We start from the raw sequence: 21,597 nt of genomic DNA, 5'->3' as shown, positions 1-21,597 counted from the left end.
TGCGTCTGTTACGTCCGGTCATAATGTCACCTGTTTTGACTGTGAGGTGATGATACCACCTCTATTCAGGTGGCCAAATTCAGTGTGCCACTACAAAACTAAACTGCTCCCATGCGTTTTTTTTCCAGTTACAAAGCGTGGGTATCAAGTCTATAAGTTCTGAATGAGTAAATAAAATTTTTCTGTCTTCAATTAAAGCGGGGGCTGGCGATACTTTATCTGTAAAAACGCTCATGGAAAACCCTCATTTCAAAAACAATGCATCCACCACGGAAAGAATATTAGACAGGGATTTTTTATTTAACGCTGAGTCAACATCGTCGGCACTAAACTCGGCGAGCTCCAAACCTAAAACTTGCTCTCGCGGGATTTGTTGAACAGTTTCGACAAGTTGAGCTAAACATATTCCCCCATGAACCTTGTAATCTGCATTAATTTCACCGGGTTCGAGCACGTCCCAATCAATATGAATCCAGACCTTAGAATTCCCGATAACCTTTACGATTTCGTCGGGTGTGACATTTTTAGGGGGGATTATTTTAATGTTGTGACTGGTTAGCAGTTCTCGTTCTTTTTCATCGATATCATGCGCACCGACTAACACGACCTGCTCAGGCTTAACGCCTGCGCCATAGCCACTTTGCCATAGGCCGCACACTGCCCCTAACACCATACCGCCTAAGTATCCGGTTTCAGAGGTTGATGGAGTATTAAAATCCCCGTGAGCATCTATCCACAATATTTTTACGTCGGGATGCTTGGCAACAACGGCGGGCAGCGTCGCTAAACTGGTAGAGCACGTATTCAATGCCAGAATAGAGGTTCCCGCGCGTTCCAGATCTTGACGGAGTTCGCTTTGTAGCTGGGTTAATGTCGTCGCTGCCTCAGGTAAACAGGTTTCCCATGTATCATCTTTCCCTGGCGAGGGGTTCCCCAAAAATGTGGCCTTCATCCCCAATTTTTGCTCCAGCAAATCGGCGGTTAGCTTTGCTCCCCTCAGCGTTGAATCAGTCTTGTCTCCAACGCGTCCTTGCGAGCAAATTATCTGATACATCATTTTTAACATCCCCTTACATTTTAATTAACAAGATTTATGTATAAACCAGAATGTTGAGAAGTCAAATTTTGCGGCACTTAAATATTAAGTCGTTCTGTTGGTTCGGTGTAGTGGTCTAATTTATGTTGCAAACGGTTGAGATGTTGCAGGCAAAATATGTGAAGATTATCCGTTTAGGGGCGAGGATTGTGCTGTTTTTCGTTTGTGGATCAGGCGATCATCGAGCGGATAAAGACCTCATCGCAGAGCGACTTACGGCGGGTATGAAGCGGGTTAGCTGTGGAGGTGCAGATGATGGCTGACTGAACTAAGCCACTGACGAACAAGTTGTGGCTCTGTTCGCTTTAGGGGGTATCTATACCGATCATGGCAGAGTTGAACGTCAGTGAGGTGAGCTATTTTCAGCGCAAAGAGCCCGTATGTTATTTTCCAAACATTGGGTTCATTAATAAGATGAGGCTTTAAACTGCTAAGCAGCGCTAACGAATGCTGAGATATTTCCGTTAACGGATCAAATTGGTGGGAAGATTAGTGCTTAATTTCTTCTTAAATCAACACCAAATTGCAAGAATATATGACAAATAAGTGAGGGGCTGGCAATTAATCATCTACAAATACCGCAGGGCGCGGCTTGTTAGCCAGACTCGTCGTGTGGCCGCGTTACCGATCAGCCCTGCTATTGCTCACCCCACGTAATGTCAGTTAAGCGGGGTTCGCTTTTCAGTTTGCGACGCGCCAATCTTTCTGCCGTTCGATCATACCGGTAAATCAATTAACAACGCGCGCAGCGGGGTATTAGCGCGTAAGGTGAGGTGGCGTTCATCGTGCACGAATGCGCCATCGCCGCAGGCAAGGTGTTGCGCGGCATTTTGATCGCCAACGGCGGAAAATGAACCATGGATCGATTGTAAATACGCCCGAGCTCCGTTCAACGCTAACGTCTGCTCCTCTCCCGGCTGTAAATCGAGGTGGTGAATCCAGACTTGCTGGCGTAGATGCAGGCTGTTCTGCACACCATCCGGTGATGCCAGTAGCGTATGAGCCTGTTGCGGTAATGTCATACGCTGTAAACGCTCATTGCTGCGCTCCGGGCAGGTATCTAGCCAGAGCTGTAGCCGAGTCAAGGGTATCGAATGACTACTGTTTTTCTCGCTGTAGCTTAGCCCAGGTTGGGTTGCCAATAACAGCGCGTCTCCGGCTGTGGCACGTACGGTGTTACCATCGCTATCGCGGTATTCAGCTTCACCTTGCAGGATCAGATTTAGGATATCGACGTTGGGATAAGTTCGTGGTTGAAACGATGCGCCGGGCATCAGCACTTCCTGATTCAGTACCCGCAGCGAGGCGTATCCCATCAACGTAGGATCAAAGTAATGCCCAAAAGAAAAGGTATAGCGAGCCTGAAGCCAACCGAAGTCAGCCTGCCCGCATTGTTCTGCTGTTCTGCACGTAATCATGGCAATCGGTTCTCTAATTTCACTGACTCAATGGTAAGCATCTGGACGGCGTATTGTTAGCCAGTTAATCTGGTCGGTATGTTCAAATTTCCTGACAGAGAGATACGATGGCCAGAGATCGGGCTTTAACGCTTGAGGCGTTACGGGTAATGGATGCGATTGACCGACGTGGTAGTTTTGCGGCCGCGGCCGATGAGTTGGGGCGTGTGCCATCTGCGCTTAGTTACACCATGCAAAAACTGGAAGAAGAGTTGGATGTGGTGTTATTTGACCGCTCTGGCCACCGTACCAAATTTACCAATGTTGGGCGGATGCTGTTGGAGCGTGGACGAGTGTTACTGGAGGCCGCAGACAAACTGACGACCGATGCTGAAGCGTTGGCGCGTGGTTGGGAAACGCATCTGACTATTGTCAGTGAGGCACTTTCCCCGCCAAGTCTATTATTTCCTCTGGTCGATAAGCTGGCGTTGAAAGCGAACACTCAAGTGTCTATTTTCACGGAGGTGCTTGCTGGCGCTTGGGAGCGATTGGAGCAAGGGCGTGCCGATATCGTTATTGCGCCGGATATGCACTTTCGCGCCTCTTCGGAAATTAACACGCGTAAGCTGTATAAGGTCATGAGTGTTTATGTTGCGGCACCGGAACACCCGATTCATCTGGAGCCGGAGCCGCTGTCGGAAACGACACGGGTGAAATACCGCGGCATCGCGGTGGCAGATACCGCGCGTGAAAGGCCGGTACTGACGGTGCAATTGTTAGATAAACAGCAGCGTTTGACGGTGAGTACCATTGAAGATAAACGTCGGGCGCTGTTAGCCGGGTTGGGTGTTGCTACGATGCCGTATCCGATGGTGGAAGATGATATTAAAGCCGGGCGTTTGCGGGTGGTCGGCCCGGAGTACAGCCGTGAGGCGGAGATCATCATGGCTTGGCGGCGTGACAGTATGGGTGAGGCTAAGGCGTGGTTCTTGCGCGAAATACCGCGTTTGTTTGCGCAGCGCTAATCTGCAGGCCCGGCATGCCCGGCCACTACGCGGATGTTGATGCCGGGTGGCGTTGTGGGGCTCCGCGATATCATGACGTAGGGGCGCGGCATGCCACGCCCGTTAATATCACTCGATGCCATATATAGGGCGAACAGGTTCGAACCCGATGATAGGGCAATGCGCGCCAGTTAACATTATCCGGCAATGTCACGGCAGGCCGGACATGCCCGGCCACTACGCGGATAGTGATAGCGGGTGACAGACTGTAATAACATGACGCAGGGGCGTGGCATGCCGCGCCCATTAATATCACTCGATGCCATATATAGGGCGAACAGGTTCGAACCCGATGATAGGCCATGCGCGCCAGTTAACATTACCCGGCAACGTCACGGCAGGCCGGGCATGCCCGGCCACTACGCGGATAGTGATAGCGGGTAGTGGACTGCGATAACATGACGTAGGGGCGTGGCATGCCGCGCCCATTAACATCACTCGATGCCATATATAGGGCGAACAGGTTCGAACCCGATGATAGGCCATGCGCGCCAGTTAACATTACCCGGCAACGTCACGGCAGGTCGGGCATGCCCGGCCACTACGCGGATAGTGATAGCGGGTGGCGGACTGTAATAACATGACGCAGGTGCGTGGCATGCCGCGCCCGTTAACATCGTGCAAGATTAACTGACAAGCACGGCGTAGTGGATTAACGAAAACGTTGATCACGGCCATGTGGCTCATCCAGATCCTGCGCCGTGCCAATGGAAATAATACCGTGCGGGTTGATGGTGGCGTGACTGCGATAATAGTGGTGACGAATGTGTGCCATATTGACCGTTTCGGCGATGCCTGGCATTTGATAGATGTCGCGCAGAAAACCATAAAGATTGAGATAATCACTGATGCGATGTTTATCACACTTGAAGTGGGTGACATACACTGGATCAAATCGCACCAAAGTGGTCCATAGGCGCAGATCTGCTTCGGTAAGGCGGTCACCTGTCAGGTAACGCTGCTGACCTAAAATTTGCTCTAATCGTGCCAGTGAAGTGAATACGCCGCTGACAGCCTCATCGTAAGCCTCTTGGCTGGTGGCGAAACCGGCTTTATATACACCGTTGTTAACGGATTCGTAAATCCAACCGTTCAATTGGTCAATTTTTTCACGCAGATCTTGCGGGTAATAATCCCCGGCGCGTGCGCCCACACCGTCAAACGCACTGTTAAATATGCGAATGATGTCAGCTGATTCGTTACTGACGATGGTTTGTTGTTGCTTATCCCAAAGTACCGGAACGGTGACGCGGCCGCTGTAGTGAGGATCGGCACGCAGATAAAGTTGGTAAAGGAAATCATCGTGATAGAGTTCATCACCGGTTGCCGCAGGGAAATCCTCGCCAAAAGTCCAACCGTTTTCCAACATTAGCGGGTGTACTACTGAAACAGGAATCAGCTGCTCAAGCCCTTTCAGCTTGCGCATCAGTAGGGTACGGTGCGCCCACGGGCAGGCGAGAGAGACATAAAGGTGATAACGATCTTTTTCCGCGCTAAAACCGCCGGTGCCATGTTCGCCAGGCCGTCCGTCCGGGGTGATCCAGTTACGGAACTGAGAAGTTGAACGCTTGAAACGGCCGCCGGTGGATTTAGTGTCATACCAGATGTCTTGCCAAATGCCGTCAACGAGTTGTCCCATAGGAATCTCCTTGGTGTATTGGGGCGGTAGAGCCAGGCGAACCTGGCTTATGAGTGCAGAGCTACCTTACCATTTCTTGTTTAACAGGCGATCGAGGCTAAATGCGCCAGGCCCTGCAATGGCCAGAACGATATAGCCACCGGCTATAGTCAGGTTTTTCATAAACATCAGCTGATTCACGCCTTCAGCGAAGTTGGTGTGGAACAGCAGTGCGGTCAAAATGGTGAAACCGGCAGTGAACAGCGCGGTTGTGCGTGTCAGGAACCCAAACAGAATAGCCAGACCGCCACCGAACTCCAGCAGAATGGTCAGCGGCAGTAAGAACCCTGGGACACCCATCGCTTGCATATATTGTTGCGTACCTGCATAAGCATCACCCATTTTGCCGTAACCTGCCACAATGAACAGGATAGGCATTAAAACGCGCGCCACCAGCAAACCAGCATCTTCTAATTTTTTCATCATTCACTCCACAGGTGATTTTTTGCGCCACTGACGGCGTTAGCTTTAACTAGGCGGCATACGCGGCTTGTGGGCCGGTTATGCCGTGTCTTTTCGATGGAGAGAATGTTAAACGCGAATATGGCAGGTTGTTAGCAAGTAAAACTGTCGTAATTTTTCAAAAATTCTGAATATTTAGCTCGCTAATAAGATGTGGTCAATCAAGCAGTTGAATATTGCGTTGATGATGGAAAAGGAAAACGCCAATCAGAGGCAGGCAAAATAAGCGGGATAATTGAAGGAAAAGGGTTACTTAGGCGAAAGCGTTTTGCGAACCAGTTTTAGTGTGCCCCAGGCGCCAAATGCGCGGCGTGACCAGCGGATTAACTTGGTCGGATGACGCAGACCATATAAGGCAACGACGCTTGAACCAATGAGCAGGTATTTGCGCATTCCGAAAACGGTTTGATAACCACGGTCGATATGTTCCGTTTTATCTAGCCATTGCTCTTTGTTGTCGGCCAGATCCCGGCGCTGTTGCTGGATCTGGCGGAGCAATTTAGCTTTTCTCCACTCACGGTATTGGCGGCGATTCATTTATCCCCTCCCAATGCTGCGCGGTCTTGCTCCAGCTGTTTACGCGTTTCGCTCAACAAGGTGGTGCGTTTAGCTTTGGCTAACGTCCAGATGATCCCGATAATGGCGAATAACAACAGAACGGCCGTCGTCGTTCCTAATGCCATCACCCGGTAGACCGGGTCAATCGCCCAAAAAATCAGAATCAGTAAACTCATCAGGCCAAAAGCAGTAAACAGCAAGGAAAGGCCAGCCATCAGCAGCAATTGGAAGAGATTGGCTTTTTCCTCTTCCAGTTCGACGACGGCAAGACGTACCCGTGTTTCTACCATACTGACCAGAATGGTGATAATGCGCTGGCCAATATCCAGGACCCCTTTGGCGGGGCCCTGAGCACGATTATGCGGCTGTTCTGCCATAATCAGCGACGCGCCAGCAGAACGCCCAACACAACGCCAACCGCAGCGCCGATACCAATACCGGTCCACGGGTTGTCACGTACATAGTCGTCGGCTTGGCCAGCAATTTGTTTGGTTTGATGAGCGAACTTGTCTCCTGCATCGCTCAAGCGGGCGCGGGTATCCTTCAAAGCGCCTTCGGCTTTAGAGCGTAGTTTTTCCAGTTCGGCTTTCGGTTTATCGGTGGAAGAGTTCAACACTTCTTCTAGCGTATCGGCTAAGGACTTCAGTTCAGCGCGTAAATTTTCAGCATTTGAATCATGTGCCATTTCGATAACTCCTTAACTTTTCATTCCGAGAGACTTCAACATAGCGGATTTTTTCGCCCAAGCAAAGGGGAGGCTTGGTTGATTTCACTAATTAAATCTATCAGGCGGGATAAAAATCCCGCCTGTCGCGGTACCTAGCGATAATTTCGCTGAGGCTAAATAATTACTTGGCCAGAGCTTCTTTAAGTTCAGCTTGCGCTTCCTCCAGCTTGCGCTGTTTCTTGGCGATCTTATCTGCTTTACCGGTTTGCTGAGCTTCTTTCAGCTCTTGCTGGCGTTCAGTGACCTTGTGCTGTTTCTTGTCGATTTTGTTCTGGCGCTTGTTTTGCAAGCCGTCTTCGGTGCAATGGGTTTGCACTTCGCTCAGTGCCGTTTTTAGCCCATCGATTTGATGAGGGTTACCATGCTGAGTGGCATAGTCGATTTGCTGCTGTATTTCTTGCGCTTTAGCTGCACACCCGCTCCCTGCTGCTGCAGACAGAGTAGAAAATACAAAAAGTGGGAGTGCGAGTAACGTAGCGTGGCGAAGTTTCATGTATCAATTCCTTGTTAAGGGATGCATGATTTTGCATCCATTTCCTGCTGCCAGTAGGGCAGTACGTCAGGCATATGCGCAACGTCTGACGGTGTTATTTAGCATAGTCATAAATTGCGCAGATACCAAAAAATCAGAGATAACTGGCCGATGTCTGTCTATTCATTTACTTAACATAGACCTTGTTCTGGATATGGGATTATCCCATATCCACTGGGGAGCGCGCAAACTGTTGCACCCACTGTGTGGGCACGGGCGGTTCGCTCAATGCAATGGTATATCCAGGAGGAAGAATAGTTTGCAGGGCTTCACGCGCTAGGCGCTGCTGCTCGGGTGAGTCCAGACGAATCACCAGCCCGTTACCTTCAGGGGTAATGCTTTTGATGCGAATGCCACGTTCATCCAAGCGCTGATACACATAAAAACCATCTGGCAATGACAACCCATGCTGGTTGGTGCGAATACGTAACTCATTTTCAGTGCGAACCATTGCAGGGATCAGCATGCTAGACAGCGTCAATAAAGCCAGCGCAATCATCAATATGTATTGCCAACGCGGGCGTTTAGCGTTCACGCGCCTTTCCCCTGGTCAGCACGTTTCTTACGCCACAGGACAATCAGCGAGCCCACCAGCCCAACGACCAACAGCACCAAAGGTAGCAGCATTAGGCAGAACATGAGCTGATCTTCATACTTACGGAACACCGGCGTTTTACCCAAAGCGAAACCCAGAGAGGTGAGAATCAGTACCCACAGCAGGCCGCTCATCCAGTTGAAGAATTGGAAACGGGCATTGCTCAGGCCGGACAGGCCGGCGATGGTTGGCAATAAGGTACGCACAAATGCCAAGAAGCGGCCAACCAGCAGCGCAGATAAACCGTGACGGTGGAATAATTGATGCGCCCGTTGATGATAATGCGCGGGCAAATGCGCTAGCCAGCCCTGTACCGTACTGGTATTTCCCAACCACTTACCCTGTATGTAACTGACCCAGCACCCCAGGCTGGCGGCGACAGTGAGGATAAAAATGGTGAGTGGAAAGTTCATTGTGCCTTTGGCGACCAACACACCGACCAAAATCAGCAGGCTGTCACCGGGCAGGAAAGCGGCGGGCAACAATCCGTTTTCCAAAAAAAGAATCATGAACAGCAATACGTACAGCGTCCACACCAGCGAAGGGTTTGCTAGCGTTTCGAAGTCCTGCTGCCATAAGGCATCTAACAGTTGTTTAATGATATCCATCCAGTGTTCCTAAAACGTCAGTGCTTGTTCTTCTCTCAGCGTCGGATCGGGAAGGGCTGAAAGCGCGCGGGCGATCCGGTGCTGGTAATGATTCGGGGTTGCTTTTTGGTTCTTATGTTGCGACACCGATCATGAGTGGTAAGTCAGCGAGCCTCGGTAAAGCATATTGCTCTCTTTCCATCCGCCTATGCGACTTTGCAGGCGAGAAGAGTGCAGTGCCCAGTTGACCTGGTGCAGCCGGTTGGGTGCCGGCACCGCTTGAGATGGCGGTTTGCTGTCACCTAGCGTTTTCGATAAAACGTAGACTGGCGTCAGCAGTGCAGTAGAAAACAGTGAGCAAGGATAAGACTGACCCCGCTGCAATCGCTGCGGTAACTTTCCGGGCGCATTACGGCGTAAATCAGCCAGCGGACGGACAGCTTGCCGATCACCGGACGTTGCCGAGGTGTGATCCTCAATCAGGTTAGGTAAGGCGGTAGGGAAGAATGTGGATTGCGACACGCATAGTATTTGGCCGGAGACCGTACCGGTCCAGCAAAAAAGAACAATAAGCATGGCAAGCAACCAGCGCATGAATTCGCGTTTAGCCTCCCGAGGCCAAAAGGGTAAAAAAAACGGTCTGATTCTAGCAAAATAGCACGATCGGCAACAGGGAAATCTATGCCGGTGAGATCGGATTATTACACGGAAAATGGTGGTTTCAGCACCGATACAGCGGATTTTACAATACCTGACATAATCCGCGTTTTTTTAACCGTAAACGGCTATTTATTGCTGTTTTCCGCGTTATCCAAATGTACCACCGGGTTTTCGGCAAAAAGATAACGGTCAACGTTAAACTCAAAGTCATCGGTGGTGGCGTTGAACAACATTTGTTTGGTGTTTTCCAAGTGTTGCCACATCGCCAGTTTGGCGGCGTTTGGATCTTTGCGCATCAGGGCTTTTAGGATCTGATCGTGATCGTCGCACCAACTGTCAATGGGGCGTTCATCGATATGCTCATGAAGCTTGATCCAGTATGGGTTGTGCGCGCGCTGGCTCCACATTTTTTCTACGATAGTGGCCATGGCCGTATTTTGGGTGGCTAAGGCGATTTGGACGTGGAATTTCAGATCCCACTGCGAATCGCGGAAACGATCCTCCTGACGCGCATTTTCCTGGATCGCCATCAAGTGAACGATGTCTTGTTTGGTCACTTGGGTCGCGGCGAATTCAGCAATATTACTTTCAATTAACTGACGCGCCTGTAATAGCTCAAACGGCCCAACGGTGGCGAACTCGATGCTGTCGCCTGGCACGATTAAATGCTTCTGCTGGTTGGAAATGACGTGAATACCGGAGCCTTTTCGTACCTCAACGTAGCCTTCCACCTCCAGCATGATGATTGCCTCACGGACGACGGTACGGCTGACGTTCATCTCTTCGGCGATGTAACGTTCTGCCGGGAGTTTATCGCCAACCGAATACACGCCGCCTTCAATGCGTCGTTTAAGTTCAGCGGCCAATTGCTGGTATAAGCGTCTGCTTTCGGTGAATTCCATAATGAATGCTCTGCGGGTGGAAAGGCGAGATACCAATAGACCTGTTATACCACTTATCGACCGCCGTAGCCAGTCACCCAGAGGGCGTGACCCCGGTGGTGGGCCGGGGTTGAGCGCCGTTAATGATCGGTGGTAGCCGGTTGCAGCGCAGGTGCGTCCGATTGAGTAGCCGGGTGGTTTTGCAGTATCGTCCAGATGGCTATGGCGCCGAGAATATCAAATACCGACAGTGCGGCAAACAGCGGGCTAAAGCCTAGCGTATCGGCCAATGCACCCACGACCAAGGCGAACAATGTGCTGGCGGTCCATGCCGCCATGCCTGTCAGGCCGTTAGCGGTGGCGACTTCGTTTCGGCCAAATACGTCGGAAGACAGCGTAATCAATGCGCCAGAGAGAGCCTGATGGGCAAATCCGCCGACGCATAGCAAGGCAATGGCGATGTAGGGACTGGAAAACAAACCGATCATTCCTGGGCCAATCATCAGCACGGCACCCAGTGTCACCACCAATTTGCGGGAAACGATCAGGTTAACTTTGAAATACTTTTGGAAGAGCGGTGGTAAATAGCCGCCGACGATGCAGCCAAGATCGGCGAACAACATGGGCATCCAAGCAAACATGGCAATTTCTTTCAGGTTAAAACCGTAAGCCTTAAACATAAACAGCGGGATCCAAGCGTTGAACGTTCCCCAAGCGGGTTCCGCCAAAAAACGCGGCAGCGCAATGCCCCAAAACTGGCGGTTGCGCACGATCTGCCAGGCGGACATTTTTTTGCCGTTGCTGGTTTGGTGTTGGGCTTCCTGGCCGTCCAGAATATAGCTGCGTTCATCGTCGGTGAGTTTCTTCTGGTCTTTAGGGTGTTTATAAAAAATCAGCCAGCAAATCGCCCAGATCAAGCTCAGCACGCCGGTGATGATAAACGCCATTTCCCAACTGTGTGCGACGATAGCCCATACGACTAACGGTGGGGCGATCATTGCGCCGATCGATGAACCAACATTGAAGTAACCCACGGCAATCGAGCGTTCTTTAGCCGGAAACCATTCACTGCTGGCCTTCAACCCGGCAGGGATCATCGCGGCTTCTGCCATCCCGACCGCTCCGCGTGCCAGCGCCAGCCCGCCCCAGCTATTCGCCAATGCGGTGCCCATACAAAACACTGCCCACATGATGGCAAACATCGCGTAACCAATCTTGGTGCCCAGCACGTCAAGCACATATCCTGCCACCGGTTGCATCACGGTATAACAGGCGGAGTACGCCGCAACGATATAGGAATATTGCTGAGTGGTGATGTTCAAACTGCTTTCCAGAGTCGGTGCCGCTACCGCAATAGCGTTGCGAGTGAGGTAACCCAATACGGTGCCGATGGTGACCAGTCCGATCATATACCAGCGTAACCCTTTGATTTTACGCATTTGAAAGCCTCTCCAATCTTGACACGTCTTATGTTGCCAGTGGCGAGACAATAACTTGTCATACAGATTTAAAAGTTGAGTGACATCACAAAAGCGATTATTCAATTCAGCAATAATATGGCCGCTTGGTTAAACTATTTTGGTGTTTATTTACGCTTTAATGCGGTTTTAAGCGTAAAAGAAGTGCGTGCGGTTGATGAAAAAACTAGACGGGTCGATTAATTGGTGTGATAACTTTGACGCGTTAAAGCGAAACGGAAAGAGAGGCAAGGTGAGGAGCCGGATATGACCACGTTTTTAAGCGAAGATTTTTTGTTGGATAACGCGTTTTCTCGGCGTCTTTACCATGAGTACGCGGCGGAGCAGCCCATTTTTGACTATCACTGTCACTTGCCGCCAGAGCAGATTGCAGAAAATTATCGCTTCAAAAATCTCTATGATATCTGGTTGAAAGGCGATCACTATAAATGGCGCGCGATGCGTACCAACGGTATAGCGGAACGTTTGTGTACCGGCGATGCGAGCGATCGTGAGAAATTTAACGCTTGGGCTGCCACCGTACCACATACTGTCGGCAATCCGTTGTATCACTGGACCCATCTGGAGCTGCGTCGCCCGTTTGGCATTACCGGCATGTTGCTGTCACCCGACACCGCCGATGAGATTTGGCAACGCACTAACGCGTTGTTGATGCAGGATGACTTCAGCGCCCGTGGCATCATGCAGCAGATGAATGTGAAAATGGTGGGTACCACTGATGATCCGATTGATGATTTACGTCACCATAAGGCTATCGCCGCCGACGGGAGTTTCAACATCAAAGTGCTGCCAAGCTGGCGGCCGGATAAAGCCTTCAATATTGATGCCCAAACGTTCATCGATTACCTGCAAAAACTGGAAGCGGCGGCTGATATCAGCATTCGCCGTTTTGACGATCTGCGTCAGGCATTGAAAAAACGCATGGATCACTTTGCCGCCCACGGTTGCAAGGTATCCGATCATGCTTTGGATGTGGTGGTCTTCGCTGATTCTGATGATGCCACATTGGATCAGATCCTTGCCGATCGGCGGGCAGGAAAAGCCTCTACGCCAGCCCAAACCGCGCAGTTCAAGAGTGCGGTGCTGTTATTTTTGGCGGCTGAATACCACCGGCGCGAATGGGTGCAGCAATATCATATTGGTGCGTTACGCAATAACAACAGCAAGATGTTTAATCACATTGGCCCGGATAGTGGCTTCGACTCCATTAATGACCAGCCGTTAGCACAACCGCTGTCGCGCTTGCTGGATGCACAGGCGAAACAAGGGGGCTTGCCAAAAACCATTCTCTATTGCCTGAATCCGCGCGATAACGAGGTGATCGCCACCATGGTGGGGAACTTCCAGGGGGAAGGGACGCCGGGCAAGATGCAGTTTGGTTCCGGTTGGTGGTTTAACGATCAAAAAGACGGTATGCAACGTCAGATGACGCAGTTGGCGCAGTTAGGCTTGTTAAGCCGTTTTGTTGGCATGCTGACGGACAGCCGCAGCTTCCTGTCTTATACGCGCCATGAATATTTCAGACGTATCTTGTGCCAAATGATTGGGCGCTGGGTCGCAGACGGCGAAGCGCCAGCGGATATTACGCTGTTAGGTGAGATGGTGAAAAACATCTGTTTCGACAATGCCAAACAGTATTTCGCCATCGAACTGGCATAACGCGACTCAGGGTTGGTGTATGCAACGATCCATTAAAATTCATCCGCAAGATAACGTGGCGGTTGCTCTGTGTGATTTGGAGGCCGGTGATCTGTTGAGGCAGGATGTCACGCCCTTGACGTTGCTACAGCCCATAGCGCGGGGGCATAAATTTGCACTGACGCCCATTGCTGCGGGCGAAATGATCGTCAAATATGGTCTGCCGATCGGTCATGCGCTTGCAGCCATAACTCCGGGGGAGCATATCCATTCAGAAAATGTTCAAACCAACCTCAGCGACGTGGATAGCTATCAGTATCAGCCGGAATATCAGACATTACCGGTGCAAGCAGCAGATCGCGAGGTACAAATTTATCGTCGTGATAACGGTGCCGTGGGGATCCGCAATGAACTTTGGATCATTCCCACCGTAGGCTGCGTTAACGGCATTGCACGACAGATTCAGCAGCGTTTTTTGCGGCAAACCGACGATGCGGCGGCTATTGATGGGGTGCATCTGTTCAGTCATCCTTTTGGCTGTTCGCAACTGGGGCAAGATCACGAAAACACCCGTACGATGCTGCAAAATATGGTGCGCCACCCGAATGCGGGCGCAGTGCTGGTGATTGGTCTGGGGTGCGAAAATAATCAGGTCGATGTGTTCCGCAGTACGTTAAGCTGCGTGGATAACACGCGGGTACGCTTTATGATTTGCCAGCAGCAAGATGATGAGGTTGAGGCGGGATTAGCGCATTTGCATGCGCTGTATCAGACGATGTGTCGCGATCGTCGAGTGGCGGGTAAACTCAGCGAACTGAAGTTTGGTTTGGAATGTGGCGGTTCCGATGGCCTGTCTGGTATCACGGCTAACCCGTTGCTGGGGCGATTCTCTGATTACGTCATTGCCAACGGCGGCACCAGCGTACTGACTGAAGTGCCGGAAATGTTTGGTGCGGAACGCATTTTAATGAGCCGTTGCCGCGATCGGCAGACTTTTGACAAAACGGTCAGCATGATTAATGCGTTCAAACAGTATTTCATTGCGCATAACCAACCGATCTACGAAAACCCCTCGCCGGGTAACAAGGCGGGCGGCATCACCACGCTGGAAGAGAAGTCTCTTGGTTGTACGCAAAAGGCGGGGCAAAGCCAGATTGTGGATGTGTTGAAATATGGCGAACGATTACAACAATCAGGGTTGAATCTGCTCAGTGCGCCGGGGAATGATGCGGTAGCCACCAGTGCGCTGGCGGGAGCCGGGTGTCACATGGTGCTTTTCAGTACCGGGCGTGGCACACCTTACGGTGGCTTTGTACCTACGGTGAAGCTAGCGACTAATAGCGAACTGGCGGCGAGAAAACCACATTGGATCGACTTTGACGCCGGTCGATTGATCCACGGAATGTCAATGGAGCAGGTGCTCACGGAGTTTGTCGACTTAATCGTTGAGATTGCCAATGGCAAAGCTGCTAAAAATGAACTCAATGATTTTCGCGAACTGGCGATTTTTAAAACCGGCGTGACATTGTGAATATACGCCGAGGTGATTAATGTCACATGCCGTTTCATTGTTATTTAATGACGTGCCGGGACCCATTATGACGTTGATTGGTGTGCCCAAGCTGTACGTTCATTGCTCGCGGTTTTTTGTTAATCAATGGCGTTAATATTATCCGGTTTCGTCGCTTGCAACTGCGCGGTATCGATCCGTTTGCGGTGAATAAAGGCGCCTAAACGGCGCCTTTATTCACTGAGTGTGTTTAACGTATTTTCAATGGATCTTCGTCTGCCAGACGCTGATCGTCTGCCTGACAGGCTGCTGCAGTAAACAGCGCATCAGTGGAGGAGTTAAGTGCGGTCTCTGCGGAGTCTTGCAGTACCCCAATGATGAAGCCAACCGCAACGACCTGCATCGCCACGTCATTGGGAATACCAAACATATTACACGCCAGCGGAATCAACAGCAGTGAACCGCCAGCAACACCGGATGCGCCGCAGGCACACACCGCCGCGACAATGCTCAACAGCAGTGCGGTCGGAATATCCACGGGAATCCCCAAGGTATGAACCGCCGCCAGCGTCAGCACCGTGATGGTGATTGCAGCCCCTCCCATGTTAATGGTGGCGCCCAGCGGGATAGAAACCGAATAGGTATCTTCATTGAGATTCAGTTTTTTGCACAATTCCATATTGACGGGGATATTGGCTGCCGAACTGCGGGTGAAGAAAGCCGTTACGCCGCTTTCCCGCAAGCAAGTCAAGACTAACGGATACGGATTGCGACGGATTTTCCAAAACACAATCAGCGGGTTGAGCACCAGTGCGACCAGCAGCATACTCCCTATCAACACCATCAAGAGTTGAGCGTAACCCCACAGCGCATCAAACCCAGTATCCGCTAACGTAGATGCCACCAAGCCGAAGATGCCCAGCGGTGCACAGCGGATGACCGCGCGTACCACCATCGTGACGGCGTGCGACATATCGTTGATTAACAGTTTGGTCGAGTCGGCGGCATGGCGCAGCGCCAAACCCAGACCGATCGCCCAAGCCAGAATACCGACATAGTTCCCGTTCAGCAGCGCGTGGAATGGGTTAGCCACCACGCTCATCAGCAGGCCTTTCAACACTTCCACAATGCCGCCAGGCGGATTGATATCAACGTTACTGGTTACTAACGTCAGATTGGATGGGAAAGCGAAACTGAGTAATACCGCAACCAATGCGGCAGCAAAAGTGCCCAGCAGATAGAGGAACAAAATAGGGCGGATATTGGTTTTTTGCCCGTGCTTATGGTTAGCGATGGATGCCATCACCAGCACCAGCACCAACAACGGGGCAACCGCTTTTAACGCGCCGACAAACAGTGCGCCAAGCAGGCCAACGGCCGATGCTGCTGCGGGGAAGACTAAGGCCAAAAGGATACCGGCAACCAGGCCGGCGAGTATCTGTTTAACCAGGCTGCCCTGAGTAATGCGTTTGAGTATTTTATGCATGATGCTTTTTGCGTTTCCGCTTCCTGATGATGTTGCGTACTGGGTGCCGAACCTCGGCAGGAACATTGCCGGGTGTCTTTTGCGCACCTGTAACGAAGTATGTTTGCCAACTCAGTATTCAGCAAACGTGGGGGGTTGGAAAGAGGAAGAAGTGAAATTCTGCGTGCGGATCAACTATTGATAACATCCCGTTTACATTTGTGTGATCGCAATAACATTTGGCGTTTGGACGGAATAGCCAAACAATCGCTGGGCGGCAAGCCGCCCAGCGATTGTTTATGGTGCTTTGTGTGACAAACGATCGTTACGGCGGTTAACCCAAGCGTTGATCGCCAGCGTCAGGGCCAGTATACCCGCGACGACGCCGAGCGAGATGCCAATGGGAATATGGAAGAAATCGACAATCAGCATCTTGATGCCGATAAACACCAGAATCACCGACAGCCCGTATTTCAGCATCGAGAAGCGTTCCGCTACGTTGGCCAGCAAGAAGTACATGGCGCGCAGGCCCATAATGGCAAACAGGTTAGAGGTCAGCACGATGAACGGATCGGTGGTAACGGCGAAGATCGCCGGAATGCTGTCTACCGCGAAGATCACATCGCTCAGTTCTACCAAGATCAAGACCAACAACAGCGGCGTGGCGAACAGTAAACCGTTGCGGCGCACGAAGAACTTCTCACCTTCCAAGTTATCGGTCAGGCGCAGGTGGTTACGTAACCATTTCACCAACGGTTTGTCGCCAATCGCGGCGTCATCTTCTTTTGCCAGTGCCATTTTGATGCCAGTGAACAGCAAAAATGCACCGAACACGTAAAGCAGCCACGCGAATTGCGTGATCAGCCAACTGCCGGCAAAAATCATGATGGTACGTAACACGATGGCGCCGAGCACACCATAAATCAGTACACGGCGTTGCAGATTGGCCGGAACAGCGAAGTAGCTGAACAGCATCAGCCAGACGAAAACGTTATCTACTGCCAAGGCTTTTTCGATCAGGTAACCCGTCAAAAAGGCGAGTGCTTGGGTGTCGGCCACGGCGCGTCCGGCCGTTTCATTCAGGTAATACCAGAAACCCAAGTTGAACAGTAGGGAGAGGCTGACCCATACCAGCGACCAACAGGCGGCCTGTTTCATCGACATGGTATGCGAGCCTTTACGGCCCTGCAGCAGGAGATCAATGGCGAGCATCACAATAATGATGGCGGCGAAGCTGCCCCATAACCACGGTGTGCCAACGGTATTTATCATCAGAGTATCCTTCAAAAACAAAAACGGCCAACGTCGGAAGGACGCCAGCCGCTCTTATGAACGCTATAAGCAAACCTCGCCCTCCGGCAAGGTCTCACTTACAACATTAATGAAGGTGTTTTACCTTTTCATCACGTTGCCCGGTAACCGGATGCTTACGCATCGTAATGACGATTGACCGGCAAATACCCGTTCTATTTTAAACGGCGGCGGTGTTGGCGCACTGTGTCATTCTAGTCAGGGAATGAGCCCTGTGGCTAAAATCCTTCGTGTGCTGCCTGGCTGCCATCTAAAATCTATTTGGGTATATAAAGTTACTCCCCTTTGCTTGGCGAAAAGTAATGCAAAATGTGTCGGCGGTCAACTTTTTAAAACCTTAGCCAGCTAATGCTTGCTGTGCGCCAAGGCTGACAACAAAGCCTTGCAACAGTCGTTGGCTGAAAGGAGTGTCGCTAACGTGTTGTTGTTTATTAAAATATTCTGCCTGCCGTTCCGGGTTCAACTCGGCCAACCAGTCCAAATAATGATGCATGATTGCGCCGTTAAATTCCGGGTGGAACTGCGTGGTCAGTGCATTATCGCCGTAGCTTAGGATTTGATAGGCATCCTGTGCGGAGCGCGCCAGCACTTTGGCACCGGATGGAGGCGTCAAGACGCTTTGGGCATGGATCAGATTTGCTTTGAAGCGTGGTGGCAACAGCATCAGCCGCCGGTCGTTAGCGCCTGCGGGCAGCAGTTCAATTTCTAGCGTGCCGGCTTCCATCCCCTGAGGGTGATAACCCACGTCGCCACCAAGCGCATAGGCGACTAGTTGGTGGCCGTAGCAAACGCCGAACAAAGGCAGACGGATGCGCATGGCCTGTCGCAGCCATTCTGCGGCGTGTTCGCTCCATGGCAACCGCTCGGTAACCATGGCTGGTGAACCGGTGATCACCACGCCGCAGTAAGATTCTGGTGGCAACGGTTGCTCCCCTGAGAGGAGATGTACAATCTGCACCCGCTCGGGGGCGATATGCCCCTGTTGCAGGAACATGTGATCAAAATTGGCATGTACTTGTTGAACGGTTTTTGGCGCGTCACCGGTTTGCATTAATAAGAGTGGTTTCATTTCAGACGCCGTCCGCCGGGAAGATAACGCCGGTTTGACGGCGGATTTCGGTGAGCAAGCTAGCCACGATTCGCGAGTTTTCTAATCCTGGATGCTCAACCTGTTGTTTTTCAATCAGGCTGGCAAACGCTTTGGCTTCATACAACATCGTATTGCTATGCTGTATCTGGCTCAGATCTTGGCGGTTACCGCCGCGTGGTGTGAGGGCGATGCCTTGGCATTCAGAAATTTTATCGATAATTAGCGAGCCGTCTTCACCTTGGATCTCACTGGGGATTTCTGAGTTACTGATTTTCGAATGACTGAGGATGACGTCAAAATCGCCGTAGTTCAGGCAGACGGTGCCATGTGCGTCTACGCCGCTGTCCAGTAATGTGGCGCTGGCGATCGCTGATTTGGGTGCCCCGAATAGCGCTACCGCACTCGCCAGACAGTAATAGCCGATATCCATGATCGAACCGTTGGAGAACTGAGGATTAAACGTGTTCGGATTTTCACCGGCTAAATAACGTGGATAGCGGGAGGAATATTGGCAGTAATTGATTAATGCCTTACGCAGTTTGCCAATATTCGGCAAGGCGTGTTGCAAGGTTATAAAGTTTGGCAGATGCGCGCTCTTAAAGGCTTCAAACAACACAACCTGGTTTTCACGCGCGCAAGCCAGCAATTGTTCGACTTCTTTTAAGTTCGACGCCAACGGTTTTTCGCAGATAACATGCTTTTTGTGGCGCAGGAACAGCAATGATTGTTGGCAATGCAGGGCGTTTGGGCTGGCAATATATACCGCATCAATCATGTCGGATTGCGCCAATGCATCAAGGGAATCGAAACATTGCTCTATCTGATAGTTGCTGCCAAAGGCTTTGGCGTGCTCCAGACGGCGTGAATAGATCGCGCTGAGTTTCATTTTGCCGCTCGTGTGAGCGGCATCGATAAAGCGCTCAGTAATCCAGTTGGTGCCAACAACAGCAAAGCGAATCATAGTTAACCCCAGTTCTTAACCCCAAACCGGCAGATTAGCATGCCATTGGTGGAATCTCACCGTTAGCTATAGAGCGCACCAAATAATGAGAGGTACGTCAGATAGAGGCGGGTATCAAACTCCAGTTGATGATAGTTTGGCTCCATGTGGCAGCACAGATGATAGAACGCCTTATTGTGATCCTTTTCTTTTAAGTGCGCTAATTCATGCACGACGATCATGCGTAAGAAGGCTTCCGGCGCGGTCTTAAACACGGTGGCGACGCGGATTTCCGCTTTGGCTTTCAGTTTGCCGCCCTGCACGCGTGAGATAGCGGTATGCAGACCGAGCGCATGCTTCATCACATGGATTTTGCCGTCATAAGCCACTTTGCTGACCGGTTGCGCATTGCGCAAATACTGATTCTTCAGATCGAGCGTAAACTGATACAGCGCCTTATCCGTGGTGTAATCATGGAGATGCGGATAGCGTTGCAACAGCACATCGCCCAGCCGTTGCTGGTGGATCAACTGTTGTACCTGGGTTTGCAGGTGTTCAGGATAACCTTGCAGGTAAGCGAGTTCAGGCATGGAGCGGGTCTTCACGATTGGCTGTCTGGCCGTCCATTGTAGGCGGTTTTTTCGCGCAAATCCCGCAAAGGGCAATTAATACCAAAAAACATTTTACTGACGGGCGTTTTTAGGGGATAAACAGCCCAAATTTTAACGGTCAGGAGGGGCAATGAGCCAACTCGATCTGGGAACACAGCAACTTGAGCTGGAGCGTTATCCCCATCAAGAAACAACCACACCCTTGCAGGCGTGGGAGGCGGCGGACGAATATCTGCTGCAACACATTGAGCAATCAGACTTTGGCGGCCGTCCGGTGATTATCTTCAACGATAATTTTGGCACGTTGGCCTGCGCGCTGCACGCGCACCGTCCGTACAGCGTTAGCGATTCTTACATGAGCCAGTTGGCCACGCGCCATAATCTGGAACTGAACGGCTTGGATGCAGACGCGGTGACGCTGCTCGGCAGTCTGGATGCGCTGCCTGAATCCCCTGCATTGGTGCTGATCAAAGTACCGAAGGCGTTGGCGCTGCTGGAACAGCAACTGCGTGCGCTACGCAAGGTAGTGGCAGCGGATACCGTCATTATTGGCGGTGCCAAGGTACGCGATATTCATACCTCAACGCTGCAATTGTTTGAACGCGTGCTTGGCCCAACGCGTACCAGCCTGGCGTGGAAAAAAGCGCGCTTGATCTACAGTGAGGTGGCGGACACCCTGCCAGCGGAAGCGCCGGTAACCACCGATTGGCTGCTGGAAGGAACGGATATGCTGATCCGCAACCACGCGAACGTATTTTCGCGTAGCAATCTGGATATCGGCGCACGCCTGTTCCTCGCGAATTTGCCAAGCGATCTGAGCGGTGAAATTATCGATCTGGGTTGTGGTAACGGTGTGGTGGGTTTGACGGCGTTGGTGCAAAACCCCGAGGCGCAGGTTACCTTCGTTGATGAATCTTATATGGCGGTGGCGTCCAGCGAACTGAACGTGAAACATAACCTGCCGGACGATATGGCGCGTTGTCAGTTTGTAGTGAATAACTCGCTGGCAGGTATGGATGGCGGGAGTGCGCAGGCGGTACTGTGTAATCCTCCGTTCCACCAGCAACATGCGATTACCGACGAAACGGCCTGGCAGATGTTCCTGGATGCCAAGCGTTGCCTTAAAGTAGGCGGTGAATTGCGTATCGTCGGCAACCGTCATTTGGATTATTACCAGAAGCTGAAACGCCTGTTTGGCAACTGCGTCACGGTCGCCTCGAATAAGAAGTTTTTAGTGCTGAAGTCGGTTAAAACGGGCGCGCGTCGCGATTATTAAAGGGCGTTCGCCGCCCAACCGTTAATGCACAAACGAAAGGG

23 protein-coding genes and 1 pseudogene are annotated in these 21,597 nt (G+C 51.3%); 5 read left to right on the top strand and 19 right to left on the bottom strand.

Annotated elements, in window-relative coordinates:
• Positions 1-244 precede the first annotated feature (244 nt).
• Together ACQKDS_RS12410 and ACQKDS_RS12405 are read right to left on the bottom strand one after the other, a co-directional pair.
• Positions 245-1,057, bottom strand: a complete 813-nt coding sequence (locus tag ACQKDS_RS12410; protein ID WP_399670763.1) for an arginase family protein — start codon at positions 1,055-1,057, stop codon at positions 245-247.
• Between the two features lie 755 nt (positions 1,058-1,812).
• Positions 1,813-2,514: a pirin family protein gene (locus ACQKDS_RS12405; RefSeq protein WP_399670760.1), complete on the bottom strand. Its 702-nt coding sequence runs from the start codon at positions 2,512-2,514 to the stop codon at positions 1,813-1,815.
• Between the two features lie 107 nt (positions 2,515-2,621).
• On the opposite strand from ACQKDS_RS12405, the gene ACQKDS_RS12400 reads away from it, so the two are divergent.
• Entirely contained in the window at positions 2,622-3,518 is an 897-nt protein-coding gene (locus ACQKDS_RS12400; protein ID WP_399670757.1) for a LysR family transcriptional regulator, read from the top strand.
• Positions 3,519-4,058: 540 nt separating this feature from the next.
• On the opposite strand, the gene ACQKDS_RS12395 is transcribed toward ACQKDS_RS12400, so the two are convergent.
• The 12 genes from ACQKDS_RS12395 to ACQKDS_RS12340 form a co-directional block, all read right to left on the bottom strand.
• Positions 4,059-4,235, bottom strand: coding sequence for a hypothetical protein (locus ACQKDS_RS12395; protein ID WP_399670754.1), 177 nt, complete (start codon positions 4,233-4,235; stop codon positions 4,059-4,061).
• Positions 4,210-5,196, bottom strand: coding sequence for a glutathione S-transferase family protein (locus ACQKDS_RS12390; protein WP_399670751.1), 987 nt, complete (start codon positions 5,194-5,196; stop codon positions 4,210-4,212). The genes ACQKDS_RS12395 and ACQKDS_RS12390 overlap by 26 nt, the downstream gene beginning before the upstream one ends.
• A gap of 66 nt (positions 5,197-5,262) precedes the next feature.
• On the bottom strand, positions 5,263-5,658 hold the full coding sequence (locus ACQKDS_RS12385) for a DoxX family protein (protein ID WP_399670784.1): 396 nt from the start codon (positions 5,656-5,658) through the stop codon (positions 5,263-5,265).
• A gap of 288 nt (positions 5,659-5,946) precedes the next feature.
• Complete coding sequence (locus ACQKDS_RS12380) at positions 5,947-6,234, bottom strand: YqjK-like family protein (protein ID WP_399670748.1); 288 nt, start codon at positions 6,232-6,234, stop codon at positions 5,947-5,949.
• The gene (locus ACQKDS_RS12375) at positions 6,231-6,632 is read right to left on the bottom strand and encodes a phage holin family protein (RefSeq protein WP_399670744.1); all 402 of its coding nucleotides are present in this window, start codon (positions 6,630-6,632) and stop codon (positions 6,231-6,233) included. Before ACQKDS_RS12375 ends, ACQKDS_RS12380 begins: the two co-directional genes overlap by 4 nt.
• A 2-nt stretch (positions 6,633-6,634) precedes the next feature.
• Positions 6,635-6,940, bottom strand: a complete 306-nt coding sequence (locus ACQKDS_RS12370; RefSeq protein ID WP_399670741.1) for a YqjD family protein — start codon at positions 6,938-6,940, stop codon at positions 6,635-6,637.
• Positions 6,941-7,103: 163 nt separating this feature from the next.
• Complete coding sequence (locus ACQKDS_RS12365; RefSeq protein ID WP_399670738.1) at positions 7,104-7,475, bottom strand: DUF1090 domain-containing protein; 372 nt, start codon at positions 7,473-7,475, stop codon at positions 7,104-7,106.
• A gap of 199 nt (positions 7,476-7,674) precedes the next feature.
• A complete protein-coding gene (mzrA, locus tag ACQKDS_RS12360) occupies positions 7,675-8,049 on the bottom strand; it encodes an EnvZ/OmpR regulon moderator MzrA (RefSeq protein ID WP_399670735.1) in 375 nt (124 codons plus the stop codon).
• Positions 8,046-8,717, bottom strand: coding sequence for a DedA family protein (locus ACQKDS_RS12355; RefSeq protein WP_399670732.1), 672 nt, complete (start codon positions 8,715-8,717; stop codon positions 8,046-8,048). Before ACQKDS_RS12355 ends, mzrA begins: the two co-directional genes overlap by 4 nt.
• A 129-nt stretch (positions 8,718-8,846) precedes the next feature.
• Positions 8,847-9,218, bottom strand: coding sequence for a hypothetical protein (locus ACQKDS_RS12350; RefSeq protein WP_399670729.1), 372 nt, complete (start codon positions 9,216-9,218; stop codon positions 8,847-8,849).
• A 263-nt stretch (positions 9,219-9,481) separates the two neighbouring features.
• Positions 9,482-10,258, bottom strand: coding sequence for a transcriptional regulator ExuR (exuR, locus tag ACQKDS_RS12345; RefSeq protein ID WP_399670726.1), 777 nt, complete (start codon positions 10,256-10,258; stop codon positions 9,482-9,484).
• Between the two features lie 119 nt (positions 10,259-10,377).
• Positions 10,378-11,676, bottom strand: coding sequence for an MFS transporter (locus ACQKDS_RS12340; RefSeq protein ID WP_399670723.1), 1,299 nt, complete (start codon positions 11,674-11,676; stop codon positions 10,378-10,380).
• Positions 11,677-11,961: 285 nt separating this feature from the next.
• On the opposite strand from ACQKDS_RS12340, the gene uxaC reads away from it, so the two are divergent.
• The 3 genes and pseudogenes from uxaC to ACQKDS_RS12325 all read left to right on the top strand — a co-directional run.
• Positions 11,962-13,374 carry a glucuronate isomerase gene (gene uxaC, locus ACQKDS_RS12335; RefSeq protein ID WP_399670720.1) on the top strand — a complete coding sequence of 471 codons (1,413 nt, stop codon included), beginning with the start codon at positions 11,962-11,964 and terminating at the stop codon, positions 13,372-13,374.
• Positions 13,375-13,393: 19 nt separating this feature from the next.
• Entirely contained in the window at positions 13,394-14,884 is a 1,491-nt protein-coding gene (locus ACQKDS_RS12330; RefSeq protein ID WP_399670717.1) for a UxaA family hydrolase, read from the top strand.
• Between the two features lie 107 nt (positions 14,885-14,991).
• Positions 14,992-15,087: pseudogene (locus ACQKDS_RS12325) on the top strand (YgjV family protein); the annotation flags it as partial.
• Positions 15,088-15,113: 26 nt separating this feature from the next.
• Here the strand turns inward: ACQKDS_RS12325 and sstT are convergent.
• From sstT to ACQKDS_RS12300, 5 genes are all read right to left on the bottom strand, one after another.
• Positions 15,114-16,349 (bottom strand): serine/threonine transporter SstT, encoded by a 1,236-nt coding sequence (sstT, locus tag ACQKDS_RS12320; protein WP_399670714.1) that lies wholly within the window; start codon positions 16,347-16,349, stop codon positions 15,114-15,116.
• A 276-nt stretch (positions 16,350-16,625) separates the two neighbouring features.
• Positions 16,626-17,600, bottom strand: coding sequence for a TerC family protein (locus ACQKDS_RS12315; protein WP_399670711.1), 975 nt, complete (start codon positions 17,598-17,600; stop codon positions 16,626-16,628).
• Between the two features lie 376 nt (positions 17,601-17,976).
• Positions 17,977-18,708 carry a glutamine amidotransferase gene (locus tag ACQKDS_RS12310; RefSeq protein ID WP_399670708.1) on the bottom strand — a complete coding sequence of 244 codons (732 nt, stop codon included), beginning with the start codon at positions 18,706-18,708 and terminating at the stop codon, positions 17,977-17,979.
• A 1-nt stretch (position 18,709) separates the two neighbouring features.
• Positions 18,710-19,690: a Gfo/Idh/MocA family protein gene (locus ACQKDS_RS12305; protein ID WP_399670705.1), complete on the bottom strand. Its 981-nt coding sequence runs from the start codon at positions 19,688-19,690 to the stop codon at positions 18,710-18,712.
• Positions 19,691-19,752: 62 nt separating this feature from the next.
• Entirely contained in the window at positions 19,753-20,259 is a 507-nt protein-coding gene (locus ACQKDS_RS12300; RefSeq protein WP_399670702.1) for a M48 family metallopeptidase, read from the bottom strand.
• A gap of 151 nt (positions 20,260-20,410) precedes the next feature.
• Here ACQKDS_RS12300 and rlmG point away from each other — a divergent pair, with 151 nt between their 5' ends.
• Complete coding sequence (gene rlmG / locus ACQKDS_RS12295) at positions 20,411-21,556, top strand: 23S rRNA (guanine(1835)-N(2))-methyltransferase RlmG (protein ID WP_399670700.1); 1,146 nt, start codon at positions 20,411-20,413, stop codon at positions 21,554-21,556.
• Positions 21,557-21,597 lie beyond the last annotated feature (41 nt).

It is taken from the genome of Serratia sp. NPDC078593 (assembly GCF_050268245.1).
Classification (GTDB): Bacteria; Pseudomonadota; Gammaproteobacteria; order Enterobacterales; family Enterobacteriaceae; genus JBNNGK01.
This window is presented reverse-complemented; position numbering and strand designations above follow the sequence as displayed.

Bases quoted from the DNA above. Each gene is read 5' to 3' on its own strand.
- ACQKDS_RS12410 (WP_399670763.1), bottom strand. From the start codon at position 1,057: ATGATGTATCAGATAATTTGCTCGCAAGGACGCGTTGGAGACAAGACT.
- ACQKDS_RS12405 (WP_399670760.1), bottom strand. From the start codon at position 2,514: ATGATTACGTGCAGAACAGCAGAACAATGCGGGCAGGCTGACTTCGGT.
- ACQKDS_RS12400 (WP_399670757.1), top strand. From the start codon at position 2,622: ATGGCCAGAGATCGGGCTTTAACGCTTGAGGCGTTACGGGTAATGGAT.
- ACQKDS_RS12395 (WP_399670754.1), bottom strand. From the start codon at position 4,235: ATGGCCGTGATCAACGTTTTCGTTAATCCACTACGCCGTGCTTGTCAG.
- ACQKDS_RS12390 (WP_399670751.1), bottom strand. From the start codon at position 5,196: ATGGGACAACTCGTTGACGGCATTTGGCAAGACATCTGGTATGACACT.
- ACQKDS_RS12385 (WP_399670784.1), bottom strand. From the start codon at position 5,658: ATGAAAAAATTAGAAGATGCTGGTTTGCTGGTGGCGCGCGTTTTAATG.
- ACQKDS_RS12380 (WP_399670748.1), bottom strand. From the start codon at position 6,234: ATGAATCGCCGCCAATACCGTGAGTGGAGAAAAGCTAAATTGCTCCGC.
- ACQKDS_RS12375 (WP_399670744.1), bottom strand. From the start codon at position 6,632: ATGGCAGAACAGCCGCATAATCGTGCTCAGGGCCCCGCCAAAGGGGTC.
- ACQKDS_RS12370 (WP_399670741.1), bottom strand. From the start codon at position 6,940: ATGGCACATGATTCAAATGCTGAAAATTTACGCGCTGAACTGAAGTCC.
- ACQKDS_RS12365 (WP_399670738.1), bottom strand. From the start codon at position 7,475: ATGAAACTTCGCCACGCTACGTTACTCGCACTCCCACTTTTTGTATTT.
- ACQKDS_RS12355 (WP_399670732.1), bottom strand. From the start codon at position 8,717: ATGGATATCATTAAACAACTGTTAGATGCCTTATGGCAGCAGGACTTC.
- exuR (WP_399670726.1), bottom strand. From the start codon at position 10,258: ATGGAATTCACCGAAAGCAGACGCTTATACCAGCAATTGGCCGCTGAA.
- ACQKDS_RS12340 (WP_399670723.1), bottom strand. From the start codon at position 11,676: ATGCGTAAAATCAAAGGGTTACGCTGGTATATGATCGGACTGGTCACC.
- uxaC (WP_399670720.1), top strand. From the start codon at position 11,962: ATGACCACGTTTTTAAGCGAAGATTTTTTGTTGGATAACGCGTTTTCT.
- ACQKDS_RS12330 (WP_399670717.1), top strand. From the start codon at position 13,394: ATGCAACGATCCATTAAAATTCATCCGCAAGATAACGTGGCGGTTGCT.
- sstT (WP_399670714.1), bottom strand. From the start codon at position 16,349: ATGCATAAAATACTCAAACGCATTACTCAGGGCAGCCTGGTTAAACAG.
- ACQKDS_RS12315 (WP_399670711.1), bottom strand. From the start codon at position 17,600: ATGATAAATACCGTTGGCACACCGTGGTTATGGGGCAGCTTCGCCGCC.
- ACQKDS_RS12310 (WP_399670708.1), bottom strand. From the start codon at position 18,708: ATGAAACCACTCTTATTAATGCAAACCGGTGACGCGCCAAAAACCGTT.
- ACQKDS_RS12305 (WP_399670705.1), bottom strand. From the start codon at position 19,690: ATGATTCGCTTTGCTGTTGTTGGCACCAACTGGATTACTGAGCGCTTT.
- ACQKDS_RS12300 (WP_399670702.1), bottom strand. From the start codon at position 20,259: ATGCCTGAACTCGCTTACCTGCAAGGTTATCCTGAACACCTGCAAACC.
- rlmG (WP_399670700.1), top strand. From the start codon at position 20,411: ATGAGCCAACTCGATCTGGGAACACAGCAACTTGAGCTGGAGCGTTAT.